This window comes from Streptococcus oralis (assembly GCF_001578705.1).
Lineage (GTDB): Bacteria > Bacillota > Bacilli > Lactobacillales > Streptococcaceae > Streptococcus > Streptococcus oralis_J.
This window is the reverse complement of the sequence record NZ_KQ969037.1, coordinates 616,681-640,713: the sequence shown is the minus strand read 5'-3', so window position 1 is coordinate 640,713 and position 24,033 is coordinate 616,681. Positions and strand designations below refer to the sequence as shown.

The 24,033-nt window shown below is 36.3% G+C and carries 30 protein-coding genes; 29 read left to right on the top strand and 1 reads right to left on the bottom strand.

The features are described from left to right. Positions 1 to 94 precede the first annotated feature (94 nt). The 22 genes from SORDD05_RS03180 (at position 95) to SORDD05_RS03085 (ending at position 17,242) form a co-directional block, all read left to right on the top strand. On the top strand, positions 95 to 1,843 hold the full coding sequence (locus tag SORDD05_RS03180; protein ID WP_061417051.1) for an FtsK/SpoIIIE domain-containing protein: 1,749 nt from the start codon (positions 95 to 97) through the stop codon (positions 1,841 to 1,843). A gap of 279 nt (positions 1,844 to 2,122) precedes the next feature. Further along, the gene (locus tag SORDD05_RS03175; protein ID WP_061417809.1) at positions 2,123 to 3,352 is read left to right on the top strand and encodes a replication initiation factor domain-containing protein; all 1,230 of its coding nucleotides are present in this window, start codon (positions 2,123 to 2,125) and stop codon (positions 3,350 to 3,352) included. Continuing rightward, complete coding sequence (locus tag SORDD05_RS03170; protein ID WP_061417050.1) at positions 3,349 to 3,669, top strand: hypothetical protein; 321 nt, start codon at positions 3,349 to 3,351, stop codon at positions 3,667 to 3,669. Before SORDD05_RS03175 ends, SORDD05_RS03170 begins: the two co-directional genes overlap by 4 nt. Before the next feature lie 2 nt (positions 3,670 to 3,671). Then, complete coding sequence (locus tag SORDD05_RS10125) at positions 3,672 to 3,845, top strand: hypothetical protein (protein WP_196757194.1); 174 nt, start codon at positions 3,672 to 3,674, stop codon at positions 3,843 to 3,845. A 197-nt stretch (positions 3,846 to 4,042) separates the two neighbouring features. Then, positions 4,043 to 4,201 (top strand): hypothetical protein, encoded by a 159-nt coding sequence (locus SORDD05_RS10120; protein WP_196757193.1) that lies wholly within the window; start codon positions 4,043 to 4,045, stop codon positions 4,199 to 4,201. A gap of 38 nt (positions 4,202 to 4,239) precedes the next feature. Continuing rightward, a complete protein-coding gene (locus SORDD05_RS03165) occupies positions 4,240 to 4,440 on the top strand; it encodes a helix-turn-helix domain-containing protein (RefSeq protein WP_061417049.1) in 201 nt (66 codons plus the stop codon). A gap of 75 nt (positions 4,441 to 4,515) precedes the next feature. Continuing rightward, positions 4,516 to 4,788, top strand: a complete 273-nt coding sequence (locus tag SORDD05_RS03160) for a hypothetical protein (RefSeq protein WP_061417048.1) — start codon at positions 4,516 to 4,518, stop codon at positions 4,786 to 4,788. A 57-nt stretch (positions 4,789 to 4,845) separates the two neighbouring features. Then, positions 4,846 to 5,214 (top strand): hypothetical protein, encoded by a 369-nt coding sequence (locus tag SORDD05_RS03155; protein ID WP_061417806.1) that lies wholly within the window; start codon positions 4,846 to 4,848, stop codon positions 5,212 to 5,214. A 19-nt stretch (positions 5,215 to 5,233) separates the two neighbouring features. Continuing rightward, entirely contained in the window at positions 5,234 to 5,449 is a 216-nt protein-coding gene (locus tag SORDD05_RS03150; protein ID WP_061417047.1) for a hypothetical protein, read from the top strand. Positions 5,450 to 5,479: 30 nt separating this feature from the next. Further along, positions 5,480 to 5,953 carry a hypothetical protein gene (locus SORDD05_RS03145; protein WP_061417046.1) on the top strand — a complete coding sequence of 158 codons (474 nt, stop codon included), beginning with the start codon at positions 5,480 to 5,482 and terminating at the stop codon, positions 5,951 to 5,953. A 57-nt stretch (positions 5,954 to 6,010) separates the two neighbouring features. Next, on the top strand, positions 6,011 to 6,967 hold the full coding sequence (locus SORDD05_RS03140; RefSeq protein ID WP_061417045.1) for a conjugal transfer protein: 957 nt from the start codon (positions 6,011 to 6,013) through the stop codon (positions 6,965 to 6,967). Positions 6,968 to 6,981: 14 nt separating this feature from the next. Next, complete coding sequence (locus SORDD05_RS03135) at positions 6,982 to 7,200, top strand: TcpD family membrane protein (RefSeq protein WP_000007733.1); 219 nt, start codon at positions 6,982 to 6,984, stop codon at positions 7,198 to 7,200. A 4-nt stretch (positions 7,201 to 7,204) separates the two neighbouring features. After that, positions 7,205 to 7,597, top strand: a complete 393-nt coding sequence (locus SORDD05_RS03130) for a TcpE family conjugal transfer membrane protein (protein WP_061417044.1) — start codon at positions 7,205 to 7,207, stop codon at positions 7,595 to 7,597. Next, positions 7,581 to 10,088 carry an ATP-binding protein gene (locus SORDD05_RS03125; RefSeq protein ID WP_061417043.1) on the top strand — a complete coding sequence of 836 codons (2,508 nt, stop codon included), beginning with the start codon at positions 7,581 to 7,583 and terminating at the stop codon, positions 10,086 to 10,088. The genes SORDD05_RS03130 and SORDD05_RS03125 overlap by 17 nt, the downstream gene beginning before the upstream one ends. A 132-nt stretch (positions 10,089 to 10,220) precedes the next feature. Then, on the top strand, positions 10,221 to 12,248 hold the full coding sequence (locus tag SORDD05_RS03120; RefSeq protein WP_231077315.1) for a type IV secretion system protein: 2,028 nt from the start codon (positions 10,221 to 10,223) through the stop codon (positions 12,246 to 12,248). Continuing rightward, positions 12,249 to 13,343 (top strand): phage tail tip lysozyme, encoded by a 1,095-nt coding sequence (locus tag SORDD05_RS03115; protein ID WP_061417042.1) that lies wholly within the window; start codon positions 12,249 to 12,251, stop codon positions 13,341 to 13,343. Positions 13,344 to 13,360: 17 nt separating this feature from the next. After that, complete coding sequence (locus SORDD05_RS03110) at positions 13,361 to 14,188, top strand: LPXTG cell wall anchor domain-containing protein (RefSeq protein ID WP_061417041.1); 828 nt, start codon at positions 13,361 to 13,363, stop codon at positions 14,186 to 14,188. 42 nt (positions 14,189 to 14,230) lie between these two features. Then, entirely contained in the window at positions 14,231 to 14,473 is a 243-nt protein-coding gene (locus tag SORDD05_RS03105; protein ID WP_061417040.1) for a hypothetical protein, read from the top strand. Between the two features lie 14 nt (positions 14,474 to 14,487). Continuing rightward, a complete protein-coding gene (locus SORDD05_RS03100) occupies positions 14,488 to 14,799 on the top strand; it encodes a hypothetical protein (RefSeq protein ID WP_061417039.1) in 312 nt (103 codons plus the stop codon). Positions 14,800 to 14,955: 156 nt separating this feature from the next. Next, complete coding sequence (locus SORDD05_RS03095) at positions 14,956 to 15,183, top strand: hypothetical protein (RefSeq protein WP_000413840.1); 228 nt, start codon at positions 14,956 to 14,958, stop codon at positions 15,181 to 15,183. Between the two features lie 63 nt (positions 15,184 to 15,246). Beyond that, positions 15,247 to 16,380 carry a tyrosine-type recombinase/integrase gene (locus SORDD05_RS03090; protein ID WP_061417037.1) on the top strand — a complete coding sequence of 378 codons (1,134 nt, stop codon included), beginning with the start codon at positions 15,247 to 15,249 and terminating at the stop codon, positions 16,378 to 16,380. An 88-nt stretch (positions 16,381 to 16,468) separates the two neighbouring features. After that, positions 16,469 to 17,242, top strand: a complete 774-nt coding sequence (locus SORDD05_RS03085; protein ID WP_061417036.1) for a HEPN domain-containing protein — start codon at positions 16,469 to 16,471, stop codon at positions 17,240 to 17,242. 134 nt (positions 17,243 to 17,376) lie between these two features. Here the strand turns inward: SORDD05_RS03085 and gdhA are convergent, their stop codons facing one another. Next, positions 17,377 to 18,723 carry an NADP-specific glutamate dehydrogenase gene (gene gdhA / locus SORDD05_RS03080; RefSeq protein ID WP_061417035.1) on the bottom strand — a complete coding sequence of 449 codons (1,347 nt, stop codon included), beginning with the start codon at positions 18,721 to 18,723 and terminating at the stop codon, positions 17,377 to 17,379. A gap of 204 nt (positions 18,724 to 18,927) precedes the next feature. On the opposite strand from gdhA, the gene SORDD05_RS03075 reads away from it, so the two are divergent. The 7 genes from SORDD05_RS03075 to SORDD05_RS10225 all read left to right on the top strand — a co-directional run. Further along, a complete protein-coding gene (locus SORDD05_RS03075; protein WP_061417034.1) occupies positions 18,928 to 19,863 on the top strand; it encodes a dihydroorotate oxidase in 936 nt (311 codons plus the stop codon). 33 nt (positions 19,864 to 19,896) lie between these two features. Beyond that, positions 19,897 to 20,934, top strand: coding sequence for a DNA polymerase III subunit delta (gene holA / locus SORDD05_RS03070; RefSeq protein ID WP_061417033.1), 1,038 nt, complete (start codon positions 19,897 to 19,899; stop codon positions 20,932 to 20,934). A gap of 69 nt (positions 20,935 to 21,003) precedes the next feature. Continuing rightward, complete coding sequence (gene sodA, locus SORDD05_RS03065; RefSeq protein ID WP_061417032.1) at positions 21,004 to 21,609, top strand: superoxide dismutase SodA; 606 nt, start codon at positions 21,004 to 21,006, stop codon at positions 21,607 to 21,609. Positions 21,610 to 21,764: 155 nt separating this feature from the next. After that, entirely contained in the window at positions 21,765 to 22,295 is a 531-nt protein-coding gene (locus SORDD05_RS03060) for a YutD family protein (protein ID WP_001224366.1), read from the top strand. 20 nt (positions 22,296 to 22,315) lie between these two features. After that, on the top strand, positions 22,316 to 23,401 hold the full coding sequence (rlmN, locus tag SORDD05_RS03055; protein ID WP_000804762.1) for a dual-specificity RNA methyltransferase RlmN: 1,086 nt from the start codon (positions 22,316 to 22,318) through the stop codon (positions 23,399 to 23,401). Position 23,402: 1 nt separating this feature from the next. Further along, on the top strand, positions 23,403 to 23,882 hold the full coding sequence (locus SORDD05_RS03050) for a VanZ family protein (protein WP_061417031.1): 480 nt from the start codon (positions 23,403 to 23,405) through the stop codon (positions 23,880 to 23,882). A gap of 1 nt (position 23,883) precedes the next feature. After that, a partial coding sequence (locus SORDD05_RS10225) for an ATP-binding cassette domain-containing protein (protein ID WP_231077321.1) occupies positions 23,884 to 24,033 on the top strand: 150 nt, incomplete at its 3' end.

The following is a 24,033-nucleotide window of genomic DNA, read 5'->3' as shown; positions in this document are numbered from 1 at the left end:
GACAAACTTAAAAAAGTAGGTGGTCAACCTAAACAAAATCAGAAGCAAGAACAGCATCAGGAACACAAGGGATAATTTCTAAAGGAGAAAAGATATGAGTTTATTTCCGGCTTATAGAGGGGTTAGAATATTTCCCTTTATGGAAAAATTGAGGTACTATATTTTTTCTTTTTTCTTTTTGTTGTTTAGTCCTATACTAGCTTTTTTTGTCTATTCAAATTTTGAGAAAATCAAGAATGTAGATATTTTCTCTATTGTCGTTTCAGTAGTTATGTTGATTCTGATAATTGGTGTAAGTATTTATTTGACTTGGTTGTCGCAGGAGCGAATATTCTATTTTCAAAAGAGGGAAAGGGAATCTAGGTTAGCTTTCTTTTTGCGGGAAAATGGATATACCTATACTAAAAAGGTTAAGACAGATTCAAGAACTAGAGATAAAGTTGTTTTTCCTGTTGTTTACATGAAGCAAAATCGTTATGATTTGGAAATTGCTTTTAAAATGGCTGGAAATAAGTTTCAGGATAAGTTTAAGAAGATTGGTAGTGAACTTGAAACAACGTTCTTTATGGACTTTATGGAAGTTCAGGACGATATAAAGTTTAAAACTTACAAACTAGCCTATTCTGCTTTTTTGAATAGAATCAAGGTAACTGATGTGGAGTATTCTGATAAGGGTATTCAATTGATGAAAAATCTGTATTGGAATCCTATTGATGACCCTCATTTACTTGTTTGTGGTGGTATTGGTGGTGGTAAAACGGTATTACTAAGGACATTGATTCGTGCTATGGCTAAAGTTGGAGTAGTAGATATTTGCGATCCAAAACAAGCAGACTTTGTGACTATGGCAGAACAGAAAGCCTTTGAAGGTCGTATTTCTTATCAGGTTAATGACATTGTTGAAATGATTGAAAGGGCTGTTGGTATCATGTTTGCTCGCTATGCTTATATGCGACAAAAACGTGAAGAAAATGGGGATAAGGACTTACGTAAGTTTTATGAGTATGGTCTTGAACCTTATTTTTTGGTTTGCGATGAATACAATGCCTTGTGTGCTATGCTTGATTTTCAAACGAGACAGCGTTTGGATAATGCGATGGGTCAATTCTTACTGCTTGGAAGGCAAGCTGGCTGCTTTGCGGTTATTGCTATGCAGAAGCCTTCAAGAGAAGATTTAGGCTCAAAACTACAAGCGAATATCAATTTCAGAATTTCTGTTGGTCGATTGGACGAGGTCGGCTATGACTTAGCCTTCGGGGAAGTCAATAGAAATAAGGAATTTAAGTATGTGAAATATCTTGGTGGTAAACGAGTATATGGTCGTGGATATGCCAGCGTATATGGAGAAGTCGCAAGAGAATTTTATTCTCCTTTGTTAGAAAAGGGATTCTCTTTTACTGATGAATATGAGAAGATTGACCGACGAAAAAATCCTTTCAACCCTTTGGAAAATCCTGATGCTCAATTATCTGAAGAAGAAAAAGAAAATCTTCAAGCTGAAATGGAAGCACAAGAGGAATTGCAAAAAGGAGAAATTAAAAAGGCAAGCCCTGAATTGATTCAGGAGTTGATGTCTAGTAAACGACAGAAGGGAGAAAACAATCTTGGTGTTCTTGTGAAGGCGAGTGATTTCTCAAGGACTATTGGTGTTAGTTTTTCATCTGTTCAAAATCTATTGAATAAATTGGAAGAAAAAGATGTCATAACTGTTAGTCGAGAAGATGGTTTTTTGTATTTAGATAAAAGACAGATGGCCTTGGTCAAAGATTTGTTTGAGTTGAAGAAGACTAGTACTCAGAAATGGACTGAAATACTAGAAGACTATCCTTTTGAAGAATATTGATTGAGGAGAACCATTCTCCTCTTTTTGTTTAGATAAGAGTTGGTTGAATAGAGCCTACTAGTAGCTAGTAGCAGAAGCGAGGAAGCGAAGCGACGAGCGCCTGCGGTCACTAGCGGTCACTAGTAGGCTCTATTCAACTAATTAACCCACCTATTCTAATAGGTGGGTAACAAGAGTTACAAAATGCACTTCGCACTTACAGCCACGTGGCTTCAAGGCGTGTCCTTTTTGCAATTTCTTGTATCCCTTTTAGTAAAAATAAGGAGTTTTATAGGAGAAATGGATGGTAGAGAGTTAAAAGAGTTTAGAAAAGAACAAAAAATGACAAGAAAAGAACTATCGATAAAGACTGGTATTCCTGTTTCTACGCTAAAGGCTTACGAGAATGGTTATAGAACTTTGAAGAAAACAGATTTTTTAGAAATAAAAAATCTGTTTAGTTTGAAAAGATGTGATGCTAGTCTTACAAGGTATATGGTGGATTATTTTAGGTTTACACTTCGTAATGAAATTGATGTCTATTTTGTTGCGAAAGAATTTTTTGGATTTGATATAATGCCTAAACCTGAAACGACCTCATTTATGAAATATGAACTGTTGTATCGGTATGGGGATATTTGGTTTTTGGGATTTAATTCTTCGTACAGTGAGAATGGAGAAGATAAAAACAGAATTACGGTTCAATTAAGCGGTCAAGGCTGCAGACAGTTAGAAGTCTATCTTGAAAATGAAAATATAACTTGGATTGATTTTATAGAAAAAATTCAGAAGCGTTATGGAAATGATTTTAGCGTTACTAGGATAGATATTGCAGTTGATGAAATGGTTCAGGAAGATTCAAAAGATAACTTTGATTTATCATCTCTAGTAACTAGATATTATAATCAAGAAATTGTTTCGCCATATCTAAGAAACTTTTCATTTGTTGGTGGAGGTGGATTTGATTTTGAGAATCCCTTAGAAATAGAAAATAGGCAAGGATTGTCAATTTATCTTGGCAGTCGGCAGTCTGAAATGTATTTTAACTTTTATGAAAAAAGATATGAGATAGCAAAGAAAGAAGGGATAAGCGTATCAGATAGCGTAAGGTTGTTTGGGATATGGAATCGTTATGAGGTTCGATTTTCACAAGGAAAGGCAAGGTCATTTATTACAGAAGTTTTAGAAGGTGCTGAGATTGCTGAGTTGACAAGGTCGATATTTCAAGGTGCGATTCAGATTTATGATGGTACTGATGAACATGGTTTTAGAATGTATGATAGCAAGTGGCAAAGTCTTTTTGGAAATGAAGAAGCAATCAGGCTTTCAGTTAGTCCTGAGCCTTATTCTGTAGAAAGAACGATAAGATGGCTTGTTGAAAGGGTTTCTAATTCGTTAGTGTATGTTTCTGAGATTGATCGATTGTTCATGCAAGAGAATATGAAAAAAATAATGAGTTCAGGAGAGATTACGCCAAGACAACGAAAAGAACTAGAATTTCTTCAAAGTCAGTTAGGGAGTCTTACATGATTGAATATAAAGATATTGAAAAGATTGTCTATTTGATTCCTGAAAGAAATTTTTATGATGGAGTAATTGATAGTAAGGTTGCTAGAGAGTATCAAGCTTATATCGAGTTTCAATCACAAAAGTATAATCAGACAAAGAGAAAAGATGATTGGGATGAACTGAAACGTTTGAATGTAGAATATGAAAGGTATTTAGCAAATGAAGTAGATGTAAAAAGAAAACTATTGTGGTTTGGGTTGCTAAGAAGGAGTAAAGAAGATATGGAAGAAGAATGTTTAAAGTTGATTGAACGATTTCATTTAGAGAGGTGGTTTTAAAAATGTCAGTAAAATCAAAAGGTGGGGTTTGTGATGTATGTGGCTGCACTTTTGAGAAATCTTGCATCGATGAAATTTTTGGCTGTTGTCGTTGGATGAACTTTGATAGAACTATTTGTAGTTATTGTTTTTGGAAATTAGATGAAGAAGAAAAAAGGCGCTACGATGACTATTGATGATTTGCGATGAATTTTAAAGAAATGTAAGGGTTAAAACATGATAAGAATAGTAAAGACGATTGTTAAAATTGTAGGATATGTGATTTTAAACTCTATTTTAGGATTGGCCTTATCTTTGTTTTTTTATGTCCTGATAGGGAATGTAAAAATCTCGATTCTATTATTTATATTGTTTTTTATAGGAGGTTTAATTTTTGAATAAAAAGAAAAAATCTATTCCTAGTTTATTAACTAAAAAAATACTGGAAGATGTAAAAGCTAAAGAGATAGATTTCATTAGTGGTTTAATTATTGCAGGATTTATATTTTACATTATTTGTAGCATTATTGTTGGTTTTAAAAATATCTTTTAGAAAGATGGATGTAAAAAAAGACTTATAAAGAATTTAAAATGAAAATATTTGGTAAAAGATTAAGAGAGGTTAGAAAGAGTAAGAAAATAACTCAACAAGAGTTGACTGATAGATTAGGAATAAAAAGAAATACGTATAGCGACTGGGAAAATGGTAAAACAGAGCCTACCTTTGAAATTCTTGTTAAGTTAGCTGATTTACTTGAGGTTTCGTTGGATTATTTGTTTGGGAGAGAATAGATGAAAGTTAAGAAACGTTCACCAGCTTAGTTGCTGGATAATTAAAAAATATAGAGAAAAAATGAGGTATAAAAAATGGCATTACAAGGAAAAGATAAACAAGTTATTGAATTGTCGAATGAACTTGCTAAAAAATTGAAGGAAAAAGATTTTTCACAATCTTGGTCACTTGCAGGGGAGTTGCATGGGCTTCTTAAGAATGAAGAAGAATTGACTTTATCTTATCAAGTAATTCAGTGTATTAAAAACGATTTGGCGAGTTATTATGATATGAAAAAGGCATACAATAAAGTTGCAAATCGTGCTTTTGCGATTGGAAGCAATTTGGAGCGTAGTGCTTCAATTTAGTTAAAATGGTGAAGGAAGTCAAGTTTGGCTTCCTTTTTCTTTTTGGAAGGAGAAAAAATGAGTATTAAAGTTGTCTATGATAAGTTTTCTGATGTGTGTAAGCATTACAATTTCGGAAAAAAGTTGCTTGATGAACCTGAGAAAATTATTGATCGTTTAGATGAACATTTTGACGGTGTGGAGTTTGGTCAATTTGATGGTTCCAATCCTGACAATGTGTATATCAATTCATTTACAGAAGTTGATACGCAGGAAGCATTGATTGATTTTGCTGGTATTTTGAATCATGGAGAATATGAGCAGTTAGTCAATGAAGATCGTTTGTCAGCTTATGTAGAAGAACATGAAGAAGAAATTGCTAGTCGTCTAGGTGATTCTTATGTCTTTCTAGGGCATGAGGGCGATAGTTGGTATTTTTTGCAATAAAGATTAGTTGGTGCTGAATATGGCTTCAAGAGTGCTGATTAAGAATCTAAAGAATGGAAGGCAGGCTTGGTTTAGCTTGCCTTTATATTTTGGAAAGTTGTCTGTGATTGGTTTGACTGGCTCTTATGATGAATCTATTGAAATTGTTGATTATGAGGGTTCAGGCTTTATTGGATATGGTTTGTTTACTGTTGCTGATTTGGAGCAGTTGAATAAACAAGTGGAAAGTGGTTAAAGGAAGGAGTAAAGGTTACTTTGTATCAAGATGATAGCGAATATCAGGGTTTTAAGAGAAGGAAATTTTGAATTTCTCTGTGAACTGGATATTATGAAATACAGTCAAGAACAAGTTTTCGAAAGAATGCAGGAAAGAGGCATTGATAAAGATAACTTTTTTATTTGTGGTATTACAGATTGGGAAGTTGATAAAATCATGTCGCTTGAAGAGGTTTACTTGCTGAAAAAAGCTGTACTGGAGTTGTATGATGGCGATGAGTTCATTGTGAAATTTCAGTTGCAGCGTTATGTTCCTGTAACTAAAATTGCGACTACATATTATAGATTTTGTTCTAAAGATGAAGTTAAGACAATGGTTGAGTTGACAAAAGAGTTAGATTATGAATCAGTTATCAATTACTTTTTTAGCTGTGGAAGCTGGGTGACTGCATTTCAGGGATTCATAGATCAAGGAGAAGTTTTGAATACTCCCCAAGGATTTTATAGAAAGGTTAATCTTTGATTTTTGAAGGAATTAGAAAATAAGGAGTAAAGAAGAAATTGAGGTAATCTATTTGAAATGATAAGAAAATTTAAAAAAAGAGAAAAAAATCAAGAAAGGTTAAAGAAACTTTCTGATAAGAAGGTATACACTCCTAAGAAAATCAATCAAAAGAGTGCGAATCTAATTTTTGGCTCTTTGTTGATTGGTTTTGTGGTCTTTGTAGGTGCTGCTGGAGTTTTATCAATTAAGAATGTATCTAAAGTAAAGGAATTTGAAAAGAATCAGATTGCTAAAGTAGATAATAAGGAAATTGATAGACGACTGGAGCAGTTTTTGGATAGCTATGTAAGCTATTATTTTACTTATAAGGTAGGCGAGAAGGACAGTGAAGAAAACGCAAAGCGTTTGAGTGAATTCTATGGAACACCGCCTAGTGTTAAGAATCAAGGACAGTCAAAACAAGATATGTCTATTGTGAGTGGTCGTTTGCTGATGGCGAAAGATGGAGTTGCAGTTTATGCAGTAACTTATGATACAAAGGTTGATAACAAAGTTCAACGTGTATCAATCGAGTTTTCAATTCCATACGTTGAAAAAGACGGTCGCTATTATGTTGATGGCTTGCCTTGGTTTGCCCCTGTTACAGATTTTAAGAGTCAGGACGTCGACAAAGAAAAGCAATTGGTTTTGACGGCAAATGATGGTCTGAGTGAAAATGACAGAAAAGATTTGGTTGCTTTTATTGAATTGTTCTTCAAGAATTATACAAGCAGTCAATCGAATCTTGATTTGATCTCAAAAAATATCAAAACAATTGGCGGAGCAACTGTTAAAAGCATTGATTATACCTATTTTGTAAAAGGTAGTGATAAAACATTGGCTTATGTGCAAGTTACTTTTGATGTTTTAGGTACAAGTCATAGCGAGAATTTTTCTTTTGAGTTGAGGAAAGATAAAGATAGTTATTTTGTAGATAAAATGGAGCATCAGATTCCATTTGATTATGCGAAGAAGGATAAAAAAGAAAATTAAGGAGAATGAGATAAATGAGTTTTTTTCAGTATTTAGTTGATAAGTTAGGTGTTCCTTTGATTGGATTGTTTGTATTTAGTAAAGCCATTCGTGCTTGGCGAGAAGGAAAGACTTGGGGAATTTTGGTAGCTATTTTGACGGGTGCCTTAATTTTATGGTTCTTGTTAAGTCCAGAAACTGTATTGAAAGCTCCTGCGACTTTATTTAATAAATTGTTAGAAGTTTTCAAGTAAGCCTATGGAAAAAGAAGAGAAACAATTATTTTCGTATAAGCGTGGTTTTGACCAGCCTATATTTGTAAAAGAATTATCGGATAATTTTAGTTTACCTTTTGCAGTTGAGATGTCAACTTTATTATATTTTATCTTTTTTACTCCGATTTTCTTTTTTCTCCTGATGTCAGTAGGTTTTCTTGAGTGGGGTTGGTGCTTAGTTGTTGGTTCTGCCTTAGGCTGGCAATTGGGGAAAATTCTGACTAATAATAAAATTGATGGTAAAACGATAGTGATTTATCTACGTGATTACATTTTTTATTTTTGGCATCATGGAAGATACGGTAAAAAGTATTACATAAATAAAGGTAAACGATATGTAAAAATAGAAAGGATTTATCGTGGAAATTACGAGTAATTACTGGGATTTTGCGGACAGTTTGATATTACGTAAAAATGGTGGTGTTTTTGCAGTCTTTGAAGTTCCTAGTGAGGTTTTGGTTACGATAGATAAGAGGGGACGTGAGCGGTTTAAACAAACCGCTTTTTCAGCTTTTAGTCAACTATCGGTCTATGGTGACTTTGAATTGCATACGATTCCTATTCCAATAGATTTGTATGAGCGATTTGAACTCTTGCGTCAAGATATTGACCAAGATAGCGGTACAGCGCCTTTAGCAAACTTGATGATGGATAGTCTACAAGAAAAGATTGAGGATGAGATTGAGTTTTTGTTTGAGTACAAGCATTATATCTCTGTTCCATTGAAATCAAACAATATCAGTCCAGATCTAGTTTCGACTTTGAAAGACAGCATGTCTTTCTACAAAAAAGAAACATTGAAGTTGCTTGGGCTGGGTGAATTACCTCCTTTAAATTGGTATGAGGATTGGCAATTAAAAAAGAATGCTTTAAAAAGTGCCTTGCATCAATTGAGAGTTCGTGAAGTTGAAAAAACAGAGTTGGAGTTTTTAGCTCGTTTGCAATTCTTACGAGGTCAATTTTATGACAAGGAAACAGAAGTAGATGCAATTAAGAATTGTATCGATAATATCGATGATACAAATATTTATTTTGAGAATCACAAAGTGTTGCGATTGGAGAATAAAGATGATGATAATTTGGTCGCTTGTTTTCCAATTGTGGACTATCCTCAAAATGTATCTTCGATTCATCTACAAGAAGAATTGCAGTTGCTAGATTTCCCTGTAGAAAGTATCTATAAAGTTGCGTTCTCGGCAGATAAGGGTGTTTCTTCTTCTAAAAAGAAAGCAAGAAACAAACGTAAAAATTTGGGGAATGTGGTTGCTGAAATTGAGGAAGATGGTGATATTCAACGTTTAGAAGTGTTAGAAGCTCATCAAATGTTAGTTGACTATCAAGAAAAGGTTGAAAGTAAAGAAAAAATGGTTGAATTTCTCCATTTCTTGGTTGTGACTGGCGATGATGAGGATGAGATTGAGGAAAGATATGATATTTTAAGTAAGCTCATAGCTAACTTAGGAGGTTCTCTTGCAAGAGGTTATGCGGATAGATTGTATCTTTTCTACAAAGGTCGCTTTACAGAATTGTTGGATAAAAAACGTGAAAGTTATGTGCAATATACTTCTTTGGAAGGTTTCTGTCAGAATATGTTTTTTGTCACGAAAGAAGTAGGAAACAAGGTTGGCTTCCCCATTGCACGAATAGACAATGAGATTGCGAGTTGGGGTGGTGACTTTATGGCAGCCTTACAAGCAAGTAATCGTCTAGTCTTTTCAAATTTGCTACAGGCGAATAAAATGGGGATTAAGGATAAGATTACCAATAATCCTCATGTTGCCATTACTGGAGCTACTGGAAATGGAAAATCGTTTTTAATGAAATTGTTGTTTACGTTGAATAGTTTCTTAAAAATCAAGTCGGCTTATATTGATCCTAAAACTGAAGTGAGAAAACAGTATATGAAGATTTTGAAGGAATATGAGGAACAGAATATTCACAAAGAAGTACAAGAGTATATCAAATCTATTCACTTTGTAACCTTGGATATGAAGGAAGATAGAAATATTGGAGTGCTGGATCCATTTGCTTATATTGATGAAAAGACAACGTTGACAGAAATTGCTTCGGTTTTAATCTCGACCGTTTTAGACAAAGAGGATTCTAAGAAATTGAAATCTTATTTGTTGGAAAATATTGACAAGGTCTGGGCTAGAAAACAAAATGGCGAAACAGTTGGAATGTTACATCTGTTTAAAACTTTTGAAGAAGAAAAAGATAAAGATGTGGCACGAATTGGTCGTTATTTATCAAAAATGGGAGAAAACACTTTGTTGAAATTGTGCTTCTCTGATGGCTCTAATAAGTCTTTGCAGTCGGATAATAAGATTACGGTTTTTGAAATTGCGGGCTTGGATATGCCTAAGACCTCTAATTATGAGGATATGACAGATACTCAATTACGAAGTCTTGCGGTTATGTACGGTTTGACGTTTTTCTGTGCTGATTTTGGAGAAAGAGATAGAACACAAGAAACTTTGTTGTATGTGGATGAGGCTTGGCAAATTTCGTTGACGCCTAGTGGTCGTCAATTGCTGGCTAGAATTAAGCGTACAGGTCGTTCGTTTAATAATTTCTTGGTTTTAGCAACTCAGTCTGTAAAAGATGTTTCAACTGAAGATGATGGTACAGGGTTTGGTACAGTCTTTGCCTTTTCAGAAGATAGTGAGACTTCTTCGATATTGGAACATCTTAAAATCAAAGAAGATGATTTGTCTAAGGCATGGGTTGAAAATCAGACGATGGGTCAATGTATCTTCTCTGACGTTTTTGGTCGAAGAGAAAGAATTACAGTGGATGGTACGATATATGATTCGATAACTCCATTGTTTGAAACTGTTACAACGAATTTGAAATCTACAACTTAGCAAAGGAGAAAAGATGAAGAAGAAACTAGCTCTGATTGTTTTTTACTCTCGATTCTCTTTCCTTTGTTGGCATTCGCAGATATAGGAACAGTTTCGCTTCCAAATGGTACGCTATCTGAAACTCCAGCTTTTGTGAAGGATAAAACTTCTTCTTCGACAAGCTCATCTAGTTCTAGTGATGGATTAACGCTTCCCAATAGCGCTAATACAGGAGCAAGCTCTAGTATTGTTAAGCCTAGTCCATCTGAAAATAAAGACCCTTTAGAAAAAATTGCTGATGATACATTGAAAAGAAGTTCGGATGTTGTCGGTGCGAATGCCAATCAAGGTGTTGCTGATAGCGTCAAGGAAACTCAAAGGAAGCAAGAAGAAAAGAAAAAGAAGGAAGAGGAAGAAAAAGCCAATACAAAATTAAGTTATGCCAATTTCAAGACGAAAATGAAACGCTTGACCAGCTATGTCTATTTTGATAAGGGGCTGTTTGGTCTTGGTGAGGTTGGAAATTATTGGATAAATAAAGTTGTTCAAGCTATTTTTTGGTTCTCTAAATTCTTGTTTGGAATCATCGTAAGTCTAGTATCTGCAGTTGAAAAAATGACGGATGTATCGCCTTTCTTGAACAAGGTTGTAGAAATGGCAAGTGCTGTCTTCTCTGTATTGTTTGGAGCAACGACAAAATATATCGCAGGTGTTTTTATGGCTGTATATATTCTGTCTGTGTGGGTTAAAGGCGGACAAGTTTTCAAAACGGCTTTGAAACTTGGCTTGGTCTTTGCGCTTGTTGGTGGCTTTTTTACTAAAATTTCAATCAATGGCAGTCCTGAGCGCTATCTTCCTATTCATCTATATAATGTCACGGATGAAATTACAAGAGAATTTCAGACGGAAATTGTGAAAAAAGTGGGGACTGTAGATACGTCGATGGCTGAAAGCTATTTTAACTCAACGATTATCCCTGCTTATAAAAACATGAACTCAAAAAAAGATAGTGAGGGAAATTATTATCTTTCGGAGGAAGATTTTCAAGAGTTGACCAACTATCAGGAAGGTAAAGGAAATTTCAAGTTATCGGATAAAGAAATCAAAGTCCTGACCAAAAAGAATGATAAAAACGAAACAGAAGATGTCAAAGGTCAAAATTTGGTTGATGAATGGTCTGATAAGTTCACTTATGCTTTTACCTCAATTTTTGATGTTGTTGTGGTCGGTGTTGTGTATCTTTCAATGGGTCTAGGTCGAGTGGTGATTTTGCTTTCCTATGCCTTGTTGTTATTGATTTTACCATTCGCTTTAATCTTAAGTCTGTTTCCACAATTTAGTCATTATTTTGGTGGTATCTCTAAAAAAGGGATTTCTTTCTTGTTGATTTCGTCTGCTATTAGTTTGGCAAGTGTGATCGTTCCAATTGTTTATGGAAATATGTCAAGTTACATAGAAGATTTTGGTGGAGGCCCTGGTCTTGTAGCAACGTTTTTGAAATGTATTGTGATTTACTGGCTATTTAGGAATAGAGACAATCTGCTATCCTTTATGAATGGAAAGGGGAATCCTCTTTCTAGTTTGACAAGAGGTCGATTAGGTCGTCTAGGAAATGGGATGAACCTGCAGCAAAGGGCAAAAACATTTGCGACAAGGGTTGGCGATAGAGTTCCTAACCGAGTAAAATCCTTGGCGAGAATTACTAAAAATAATGCTCAAAGATGGGTCGGTGATAAGGCAAAACCGTTGAAAAACTGGAATGAGAATCGCTTGGAAAAAAGAAGCAATCTAGCCAAAATGGAAATCCCTCAAAATGATGACTATATGGCGCGAAAGATAAAACGTGCGAAGAAAGTTGAATGGAGGAAGGCACATAGACGAGAAATGCTTGACCGAGCCAAGATGAAAGTTGAGTATTTCAAAAACTATGGAGAAAAAGATGAAAATAAACAGAGAATAAATAAAGGAAATTACGATACTTTAAAAAATAGAGTTCGTGAAAATATGTACAGAAAGCAGGAAATAAAAGGGCATAGACCAAAGGCAAGAACATTTGAAAATGGAGTATGGAAAGCAACGGATGATTTACCATCCTTGAAACGCTTGGAACGAAAAGAAAGAATCCGCAAACTACAGAAGAAAAAAGGTAGACTTAGTTTACAAGAAAGGTTAGTTACGTAGATGAAAAAGACTAGACGAGCCTTTGCCCTGCTTGGCTTCTTTCTACCTGTGCTTTCTTTTCTGTTTTTGATGCTTCTTCTTGGTGGACTGATTACGAGTTCTGCTGGTGGTTCGTCAGGTAGTACGACTGGAAAGAGAACACGTCTAACAGCGCAAGAAGTGGCTCAGAAAGCCAATATTTCTGTCGAACGTGCAGAAGATGTCATTAAAATTCTAAACTGGCAACTCTCAAAAGAGAAGTTCACTCTGGAAGGTTCTAGTGGTTCTCTGGCAAATGCAGAAAGAGAAAGTGACTTTGATCCAAAGCTAACGAATCCGTCAGGAGGTGTAGCTGGTTATTTTCAATGGTCAGGCTGGGATAATACTATCAATGGTGATAGATGGGCGAATGCAAGTTCACGTACTTTAGATAGTACAGTGGAACTAGAGTTAATGTCCTTTGAATTGAATCATGGCTATAAGAAAGTTAAGGACTATATGCAGAAGGCTACTGATCCTTTTGAAAGTGCCAAGTATTGGTCTGAACATTATGAAGGTGTTTCCTTGTTAGATGGTCAAACCAAGCTAGAAAAGCTGGAGAAGGACAGCAAGAAGTGGTATGAAGTCTTTAAGGGAACGATTGAGGATGGCTCGTCAAGTGGCAATGCCATAGCTGGTAGTTTAGATATTGCTCCTGGAGCTGTTGCGATGGAGATACCGAACGGCTACTCTATTGATAAGGAAATAACCAAGGAAGGCTATATCACTCAATCTTATCCCTATGGAGAATGTACGTGGTATGTGTTTAATCGTGCTAAAGAATTTGGAATACAGTTTGATCCATACATGGGTAACGGTCAAGATTGGGCACATAAGTCAGGCTATGAAGTGACGAATACTCCTACAAAACACTCTGCTGTTAGCTTCCAAGGTAGGCAGGCAGGTGGTCACCAAACTTATGGTCATGTCGCTTTCGTCGAAGATGTGAAAGACGATGGCTCTATTCTGATTTCAGAATGTAACTTTGTGCAAAGTGGGCAAGGAACAGGTATCACGAATTATCGTGTATTTGGTGCTGAAGAAGCAAGAAATTTTTATTATGTGATTGGAAAATAAAGAAAAGAGGAAAAAATATGAATAAGAAATTTGTAACATTGTTGTCTGTGGCTGTTTTGAGTTCGGCAACGACGACTTTTGCGGATACACTTTCGCTTGGTGGTGATAGCAAGGTCACAAATGATACTACAAGTATTGTAGCAACTCCATCAGCAGAAACAAAACCGACGGAGGAAAAACCGAAGGAAGACAGTTCATCAACGGTTGTGATTGGTGGTGAAAGTGAGAAGCCTATTGATGACAAAACAGGTGGTATTGTTGTAACACCTACGAAAAAAGAAAAGCCGACAGAAGCATCAGCAGAAACACCAGTGCCTAAAGTGAATGATAATTTGGATTTGGGTGGTGATTCTGAGAAACAGCAGGATAAGGATAGTAAGGGTATTGTCGTCGATTCACCTACTCCATCAGAAAAGCCGAAGGAAGAAAAAACAAAAGAGGGGCAGCCAAAGACTGATCCTGGAAAGGAAGATACTCCTGAAATCAAGAAAGAGAAACAAAAGGCAGAAGAAAATGTTGGGGTAAAAGAAAAAGATACTCCACAACCTTTGAATGTGACCAAAGAAGAAATTAAGGAGACTCCGATTGAAACCAATACAGGTCATAAAGTGGTTTCTACCAATCAAGGGAAAGTAGTTGTCGAAACAGAAGAAGGGGGTTATCAAGAAAAAGAACCTTACGAAGTTGGTGCTGTGAAACAGCAAGATGGAACAATTGCTTTGAAGGACAAAGAAGGACAGTTGAAAGTTCTTCCGAATACAGGAACAGCTAGCACAATTTTTACAACTATTTGGGGCTTGATTGGATTGATTGCGACTGTTTTGGGTAGACGTAAATTGCATTAAGGTGGAGTAGAATCTGCCTTTTTTATAAAAGGAGTAGAAAAAATGGAAAGATTTGGAAATATACCAATACAGGCTTTAGCGTGTTTGTCTGTTGGAAATAGTCCGTTGAAAGTTCCGTCGAGCACTTTTGAAGCAGGATCATTGAAGGTGCTTGGTGTGATTTGGTCGGCTGGTGATTATAAAATTATTGATTGGAGTTATTATGATTGTTTGAAGAGACATGGTTATCCTCCAAGCCTTTTAAATATGATAGCTTTACATAATGAGATTTTAGCAAGTCGATGATTGAGGAGAAAAAAATGGAGAATATTTATTTAGGTTTAGCTTCGTTTATATTTGTTATGGGTTGGGGTGTATTTTTTACATTAGTATTGATATACTTTAAAATTAACTCGCTTAACTTAGAGCTAAGAAAGGTATCAAAGAATTTTGATGATTTAGTCAAGGATAATGGGTGTCTTTTTGGAAGATATAATGAGGTGTTAGAAGGTTCATCAAAAAATTATGATTGGGAGTTAGAAAGTTTATCAAGAAAATGTGATTGGATAGTAGATAGACTTTCTGAGCATTATAGTTCAGTCATAGAACTTGAAGCACGAATAAAAGAATAGTGCATACTAAAAAGACAAGTCAGGAATGGCTTGTTTTTTTGTTTTTTTATAGAGAATAGTGAACATGAAGAAACCAGGATAGGATATAAAATTCGTATTTTAGGTCAAAAAGTTCCACCAGGTATTCAAAATTTGTTCGGAAATAGGAGGATGAAAATGGAAAAATTATATAATAATTATCCTGATATTTGTGTGTCAAAGAAGGATTTAAAAGCAAATTATTTCCCTTCGATTAGTATTAAAACAATTGAAAGGAGATTAGACGAAAGTCAAAAGACGAAAGAATTTAAAGATATATCTTTTAGAACAGGACAAAAAGTATTGATTAATGTGAGAGGATTTTATCTATTTCTTCTGCATAGAGAGAGAGTTAGATATATTTGATTGGAAAAATGATATACTATAGTTATTGACTAGAGATATACTCATTTTTAAAAGGAGTATAAAATGTTTTTTAGAGAATTGGAGAATGGAAAATACAGATATTATGAAAAATATTTTGATTTAGAAGAGAATAAGTGGAAACAAGTTTCTATAACTTTGACTTCTAAGACAAGGCAAGCTCAGAAACAAGCAAGAATCTTGCTGGATGAGAAAATAGAAAAAAAGAGGGAGAACATAGAAAAAGAGAAAACAGAAGTAAAGAAAATAACAGTTAAGGAAGCCTATGAAGAATATTTAAAAATTCGAGAATCTGAGCTGAAGAGGAGTACTTTTAAGTCTCAGAAATACACTATTATTGGTGAGATCAGAAAATTGGAAGATTATTTACTGGTGAATGTGACAAGTCGAATAGTTCAGAATATATTGTTAGAATTGCCATGCTCTGCAGAACATAGGAAAAATAAGAAAGTTTTATTAAACTTATTTTTTAAGTATTGCTTAAATGTTGGTTATATAAGTGAGAATCCTATTGATAATGTTGTTTTGCCAAAAAGGAAGAAGAATTTAAAAAAAGTCAGAAAGAAACAGAATAAGTATCTTACTAGAGCAGAAGTAGTTCAGTATCTTAATTTTTTAGAAAAAGAAGAAAAGAATCAACGAGTACGTTTGATTGTTGAATTTATGTATTTGACCGGATTACGTTTTGGAGAAGTTTTGGCTTTAACTCTTGAGGATATTGATTTTGAAAATAAAACACTAGAAGTTAAGCATACATTGCACACGAGCGGAAGTAAAGCAGAAATATTCCTAGATAGTCCAAAAAGTTTAGCTTCTTATAGAGTCATTGGTATTAGCGATAGAGTGTTAGAGATTATAGAAGAATATCTCTTCATGGAAAAAGAAGGGCGATTTATATTTACGAAAAATGGGAATCCTTTTATGATTTTTTCTTTTAATGATTTTTTGAAGAGAAGTTTTAAAAGAAGTGGAATCCAAAAAGAAGAGGATTTTGTATTGACTACTCATGTTTTTAGGCATTCACATATTAGTTTACTTGCAGAATTGGAAGTTCCAATCAAGGCGATTATGGAACGAGTAGGGCATACGAACGAGAAAATGACTTTGGGAGTTTATACTCATGTTACGGAGCAGATGAAGTTTAATATAACTGAAAAATTGGATAAATTGGACTTGTAAAAGCTAACCAAAAAGTAACCAAGAAATGTCTAAAAATGTCTAAAATAGTCCATAATCTTTGGAGTAAGAATGTAGAAAAAAAGCCTTTATGTCTATAATTGACGGTATTTGTCTAGCTTTTATTGAGGGAAATTGTTATAATAGTAGTTATAAAAAACCTAGAACATTGGATATCATTAGTCCTATTATAAGAAAAGATAGATTTATGGGGAACTATTATGATAGGTATATATTAAAAACATTTTTTTTAGATGATTTGTTAGAAAATAATAGTTTTAAATATTACTTTGAGTCCTATTATAAATTAAAACCGATCATAGATCTCTATATGGAACTGCTGTATACAAAAGGGATATCACCAGTTAGACTGTTTTTAAATGTTATTCAAGCTCTAGAAACGTATCATTCAAGGTTTAAAGCTGGATCAATGAAAGAATTTAAAGATAGAGTAAAGTGGCTAACAGACGGTCGTACAGATAAGATGGAAAGTTTTCTTTTAGGGAAATCTAAAAATTTTATTACGCTCGAAAGTAGACTTGCCGATTTAATTATAGCTGAGTACCAAGTTTTTTTTAGGACAGGAGACTTTAAAAGGACTGAATTTCCCTCCGTTGTTGCTAATACTAGAAACTATTATATCCACTACAATGAATCTATTAAAGAGAAAACAAGGATTTTAAGCGAAGAGGAGTTAAGCATTTATAATAATTGCTTACTGATGATTTTAGATTACTATATTTATTTAGAATTAGGTTTTTCGGAACATCAAAAATTAAAAGAAAAGCTAACACAAAGATGGGGGAGTGTTCAAACTAAATTAGACCTTAAAAAGGCGTTTGATGATAAATATGAGAAAAAATAATATTAAAAACATTAGCCAATATGAAGAGGAAGTTAGAATACTATCTTTTTGCATAAAGGCTATTAGAATCTTAAATTTTAAGAATTGAAAAAACTGGCTACCCGTTTGGGTAGTCAGTTTCCGTAATTTGTTTTTTATACCACACCTTGTGCAATCATAGCGTTTGCTACATTTTCAAAGGCAGCGATATTTGCTCCTGCAAGGTAGTCAGTACCAAGACCGTATGTTTCAGCAGTTGTTTTAGCTGTGTTAAAGATGTTTGTCATGATGTCTTTGAGACGTCCATCAACTTCTTCACGTGTCCATGAAAGGCGAAGGCTGTTTTGGCTCATTTCAAGCGCTGATACAGCTACACCACCAGCGTTGGCAGCTTTGGCAGGTCCGTAAAGGATTCCGTTTTCTTTGTAGACTTTAATCGCATCAAGATCGCTTGGCATGTTGGCACCTTCAGATACACAGATAACGCCTTGGTCAACCAAGCGCTTAGCTGCTTCGCCGTTGATTTCGTTTTGAGTCGCACATGGAAGAGCAATATCGTAGTTACCAGTGTAAGTCCAAACAGAGCCTTCATGATAAGTAGCGGTTGCTTTCTCAGCTGCGTATTCTGTCAAGCGAGCACGGCGTTTTTCTTTAACATCAACCAAAAGATTGAAGTCAATACCATTTTCGTCGATGACATAACCGTTTGAGTCAGATACAGAGATAACAGTAGCGCCGAGTTCAGTTGCTTTTTGAAGAGCGTATTGAGCTACGTTACCAGAACCTGAAATAACCACTTTCTTACCAGCAAAACTGTTACCATTAGCTTTGAGCATTTCTTCAGTATAGTAAACCAAACCGTAACCAGTTGCTTCTGGACGAATCAAACTACCACCGAATCCAAGAGGTTTACCAGTCAAGACACCTGCATCAAATTGGTTCAGGCGTTTGTATTGACCGTAGAGGTAGCCAATTTCACGTCCACCAACACCGATATCGCCAGCTGGGACGTCAAGTGATGGTCCGATGTATTTTTGCAATTCTGTCATAAAGCTTTGGCAGAAGCGCATCACTTCTGCATCAGTCTTTCCTTTAGGATCGAAGTCTGATCCCCCTTTACCTCCACCGATTGGAAGGCCAGTCAAGACGTTTTTAAAGATTTGTTCAAATCCGAGGAATTTCAAGATCCCTTGGTTTACAGTTGGGTGGAAACGAAGTCCGCCTTTATATGGTCCAACAGCTGAGTTGAATTGAACACGGTAACCACGGTTGACTTGGACTTTTCCATCACGGTCAACCCAAGGAACACGGAAAGAAATCACGCGCTCAGGCTCAGTGATACGTGCCAAGATGTTTTCTTCGATATACTCAGGATGTTTTTCAAATACAGGTTCCAAAGTGCTGAAGAATTCTTCAACCGCCTGGAGAAATTCAGCCTCATGCCCGTTACGAGCTTTCACAGTTGCAAACACGCTTTGGATATATTCTTTAGCAGATGTCATATCGTTCTCCTTTTGTTGTTATATTTTATTACATGAGCCATTATAGCAGAATTTTTTTTGAGTGTAAAGAAAAAAACAGAAATTTTCTAAAAATTCTTTCAATTTACAAAACCGAACGTTTTATATAGAAATTAGTTTCTCAAAGAGAAAATCTTAAAGTATGGTATAATATTAAAAATAAAAGGAATCTGGAGGATCAGAATCATGGTATCAACGAAAACACAAATAGCTGGCTTTGAGTTTGACAATTGCTTGATGAATGCAGCGGGTGTTGCTTGTATGACGATAGAAGAGCTTGAAGGGGTCAAAAACTCAGCGGCAGGTACTTTTGTCACGAAGACTGCAACCTTGGACTTCCGTCAGGGGAACCCTGAACCACGTTATCAGGATGTTCCACTTGGTTCTATCAACTCTATGGGTTTGCCAAATAATGGCTTAGATTATTATCTGGACTATCTTTTGGACTTGCAGGAAAAAGAGCTAAACCGTACTTTCTTCCTTTCCCTAGTCGGCATGTCTCCAGAAGAAACACATACCATCTTGAAAAAAGTTCAAGAGAGTGAATTCAAAGGACTGACAGAGCTCAATCTCTCTTGTCCAAATGTTCCAGGTAAACCACAGATTGCCTATGATTTTGAGACCACAGACCGTATCTTGTCAGAGGTATTTGCCTACTTTACCAAACCTCTTGGAATCAAATTGCCACCTTATTTTGATATTGTTCACTTTGACCAAGCGGCAGCTATTTTCAACAAGTATCCGCTCAAGTTTGTCAACTGTGTTAACTCTATCGGAAACGGCCTTTATATAGAAGACGAGTCAGTCGTTATTCGTCCTAAAAATGGTTTTGGTGGGATTGGTGGAGAATATATCAAACCGACTGCTCTTGCTAATGTGCACGCCTTTTACCAACGTCTCAATCCGCAAATCCAAATCATCGGAACGGGTGGTGTTCTAACGGGTCGTGATGCTTTTGAACATATCCTTTGTGGAGCTAGTATGGTGCAGGTAGGGACCACCCTTCACAAAGAAGGCGTAGATGCTTTTGAGCGCATTACCAATGAACTGAAAGCTATTATGGCGGAAAAAGGGTATGAGAGCCTAGAAGATTTCCGTGGGAAATTGCGCTATATTGGCTAAATTAAATAGAAAAATCAGAAGAAAGGAGAGAAGATGATAGCCATTGAAGACAGTCAGAAGTTGACTTTATCAAATTTATCTAGCCTGAGCCTATTCACAGGGACAGACCAGGGTCAGTTTGAAGTTATGAAGAGTCAAGTGCTGAAACAGATTGGTTATGATCCCGCTGATCTTAACTTTGCTTACTTTGATATGAAAGAAGTAGCTTATAAAGACTTAGAGTTGGAGTTGGTCAGTCTCCCTTTCTTTGCGGATGAGAAAATCGTGATATTAGATCATTTTGTCGATATTACAACAGCCAAGAAACGTTTTTTAACAGATGATGAGCTCAAGTCATTTGAAGAATACCTTGATAACCCTTCGCCGACGACTAAACTCTTGATTTTTGCAGAAGGAAAGTTGGATAGCAAAAGACGGCTGGTCAAATTGCTTAAGCGCGATGCCAAACTCTTTGATGCTATTGAACCCAAGGAACAAGAACTGCGCCAGTATTTCCAAAAATGGAGTCAGACACAAGGTCTGCAGTTTGCAGAAAAGTCTTTTGAAAATCTACTAATCAAGTCTGGTTTTCAATTTAGTGAAATCCAGAAAAATCTCCTTTTTTTACAGTCTTATAAGTCAGATGGTGTGATTGAGGAGAAGGACATTGTCGAGGCTATTCCAAAGACCCTGCAGGACAATATTTTTGATTTGACTCAGTTTATCTTGGGCAAAAAGATCGACCAGGCGCGTAACTTGGTTAGAGACTTGACCTTGCAAGGGGAAGATGAGATCAAGCTCATAGCTGTCATGTTAGGACAGTTTCGAACCTTTACCCAAGTGAAGATTTTATCAGAAGCTGGTCAGACGGAATCGCAGATTGCAAGCAGTCTGGGGACTTACTTGGGGCGCAATCCTAATCCTTATCAAATCAAGTTCGCACTCAGAGATTCGAGAGGGATTTCTTTGAGTTTTCTCAAGCGAGCGATTTCTTATTTGATTGAAACAGACTACCAGATTAAGACAGGTGTCTATGAAAAAGGGTACCTGTTTGAAAAGGCACTTTTGCAGATAGTGGCAGAAGCAAATTGAGCAAAAAACTTGAAAAAAGAGGATGATTGCGTTATCATTTTCATATAGAAAGAAAAAGAGGTATTACAGATGGCTATTATCTTACCAGACCTTCCATACGCATATGACGCTTTGGAACCATACATCGATGCAGAAACAATGCACTTGCATCATGACAAACACCACCAAACTTATGTCAACAATGCCAACGCAGCTCTTGAAAAACACCCTGAAATTGGTGAAGACCTTGAAGCTTTGCTTGCTGATGTAGACTCTATCCCAGCTGATATCCGCCAAGCGCTTATCAATAATGGTGGTGGACACTTGAACCACGCTCTTTTCTGGGAATTGATGACTCCTGAAAAAACTGCTCCTTCAGCAGAACTTGCAGCAGCAATCGATGCAACATTTGGTTCATTTGAAGAATTCCAAGCAGCCTTCACAGCAGCAGCAACAACTCGCTTTGGTTCTGGATGGGCATGGTTGGTTGTGAATAAAGAAGGTAAACTTGAAGTAACTTCAACTGCAAACCAAGACACACCAATCTCAGAAGGTAAAAAACCAATCTTGGGCTTGGACGTTTGGGAACATGCTTACTACGTGAAATACCGCAACGTGCGTCCTGACTACATCAAAGCTTTCTTCTCAGTGATTAACTGGAACAAAGTAGGTGAGCTTTACGCAGCAGCAAAATAAAAAAATAGGAAGGGAAGAGTCATTCTTCTCTTTTTTGCTTTATATGGCAGAAGTCTGACAAAATCGTCAGACTTTTTTCATTTTTATGAGAAACGTGCTAACTGCTAGAAATTATGGTAAAATAGAGTGTTAAGTAATCGTGGAAAAGGAAGACTATGCGTAAAGAAATTGCACCTGAATTATACAACTATAACAAGTTTCCTGGCCCAGAATTTCATGTGAATGGGGATAAGGTTGAGACTGAAGGGATTGCTTTTACCTTGGTTGAAAATATCAAGGATGCTTTCGATGTGACAGTCTTTAATCAACGCTTTTCAGAAGTGTTGACCAAGTTTGATTATGTCGTGGGGGACTGGAGCAATGAACAGCTCCGTCTACGTGGCTTTTACAAAGACGATCGAACAGAGGAAAAAATTGAAAAGATTAGTCGTTTACAGGACTATCTTTTGGAGTATTGCAGTTATGGTTGTGCCTATTTTGTCCTAGAAAATCAAGCACCGAAGCGGGCTTCATTTGACAAAAAAATGCGTAAAAAAGAGGAGGAAAACCTTCCTAGAAGAGGCAAGAAACCTTCGCAAAACAAGAGAAAACCAAATGCGGATAAGCGAAATAGACGTCGTCATAAGGACCAAAAGTCTCAGAAAGAGGACAAGGGACAGCGCCATTTTGTCATTCGTCAGAAATAGATAGAGAATAAGGAGAAGAGATGAAACCGTCTATTTATAGTTTAACACGTCAAACCATGCAAGAATGGGTATTAGAACAGGGAGAAAAGAAATTCCGAGCAGATCAAATCTGGGAATGGCTTTACCGTAAACGTGTGCAGTCCTTTGAAGAAATGACCAACCTTTCCAAGGATTTGATTGCCAAACTCAATGACCAGTTTGTGGTCAATCCTTTGAAACAGCGGATCGTGCAAGAGTCTGCTGATGGTACCGTTAAGTATCTTTTTGAGTTGCCAGATGGCATGTTGATTGAGACAGTACTCATGCGTCAACACTATGGTTTGTCAGTCTGTGTGACCACTCAGGTTGGCTGTAATATTGGTTGTACCTTCTGTGCATCAGGCTTGATCAAGAAGCAACGCGACCTCAATAACGGGGAAATCGTAGCGCAGATCATGCTAGTTCAGAAATACTTTGATGAACGTGGTCAGGATGAACGTGTCAGCCATATCGTTGTTATGGGAATTGGTGAACCATTTGATAATTACAACAATGTCTTGAATTTCGTTCGTACCATCAATGATGACAAGGGAATGGCTATCGGTGCCCGTCACATCACTGTTTCTACCTCAGGTTTGGCACACAAAATTCGTGACTTTGCTAATGAAGGAGTTCAGGTCAATCTGGCTGTGTCTCTTCACGCACCCAATAATGAATTGCGTTCAAGCATCATGAAAATCAACCGTGCCTTTCCGATTGAAAAACTCTTTGCTGCTATTGAGTACTATATCGAAACAACCAATCGCCGTGTGACCTTTGAATACATCATGCTCAATGAAGTCAACGACGGTGTTGAACAAGCCTTGGAATTGGCTGAATTGCTCAAGAACATCAAGAAATTGTCTTATGTAAACTTAATTCCTTATAACCCAGTTAGTGAACACGACCAGTATAGCCGTAGTCCCAAAGAGCGCGTGATGGCCTTCTACGATACCCTCAAGAAAAAAGGGGTCAACTGTGTTGTCCGTCAAGAGCATGGTACGGATATTGATGCAGCTTGTGGACAATTGCGCTCCAATACAATGAAACGTGACCGCCAGAAGGCAGTCGCAGCGGTAAATCCATAAAATGACTAGAAAAAGAGAAATAATCTTAAGATCGGGAGTGGCTATTTACAGCCTTTGCATTGTCTGTTTTTGCTTCACTCCCCAGCCTCAACTTCCTACAGGAGTGGAAACTCCAGGTATTCAAACTTTTGGACGCCTGGTTTTTCTTTTAACTCCCTTAAACTCCTTTTGGAAACTGGGTGAAGTAACTAGTTTGGGACAAGTCCTTTGGATCTTTTTGCAGAACATTTTAAATATCTTCTTGCTCTTCCCCCTGGTTTTTCAACTGATCTATCTCTGTCCAAACTTGCGTCAAACGAAAAAAATCCTCCTTCTCAGCTTTCTACTGAGTCTAGGAATTGAGTGTACGCAGCTGGTCTTAGACTTTTTCTTTGATTTTAATCGCGTCTTTGAGATTGATGATTTGTGGACCAATACCTTGGGAGGCTATCTGGCTTGGCTCCTCTATAAAGGACTGCATAAAAACAAGATAAGGAATTAGAATGAGTATTTTAGAAGTTAAAAATTTAAGTCACGGTTTTGGTGACCGTGCAATTTTTGAAGATGTGTCCTTCCGTCTCCTCAAGGGAGAGCATATCGGCTTAGTCGGTGCTAACGGTGAAGGGAAATCAACCTTTATGAGCATTGTGACT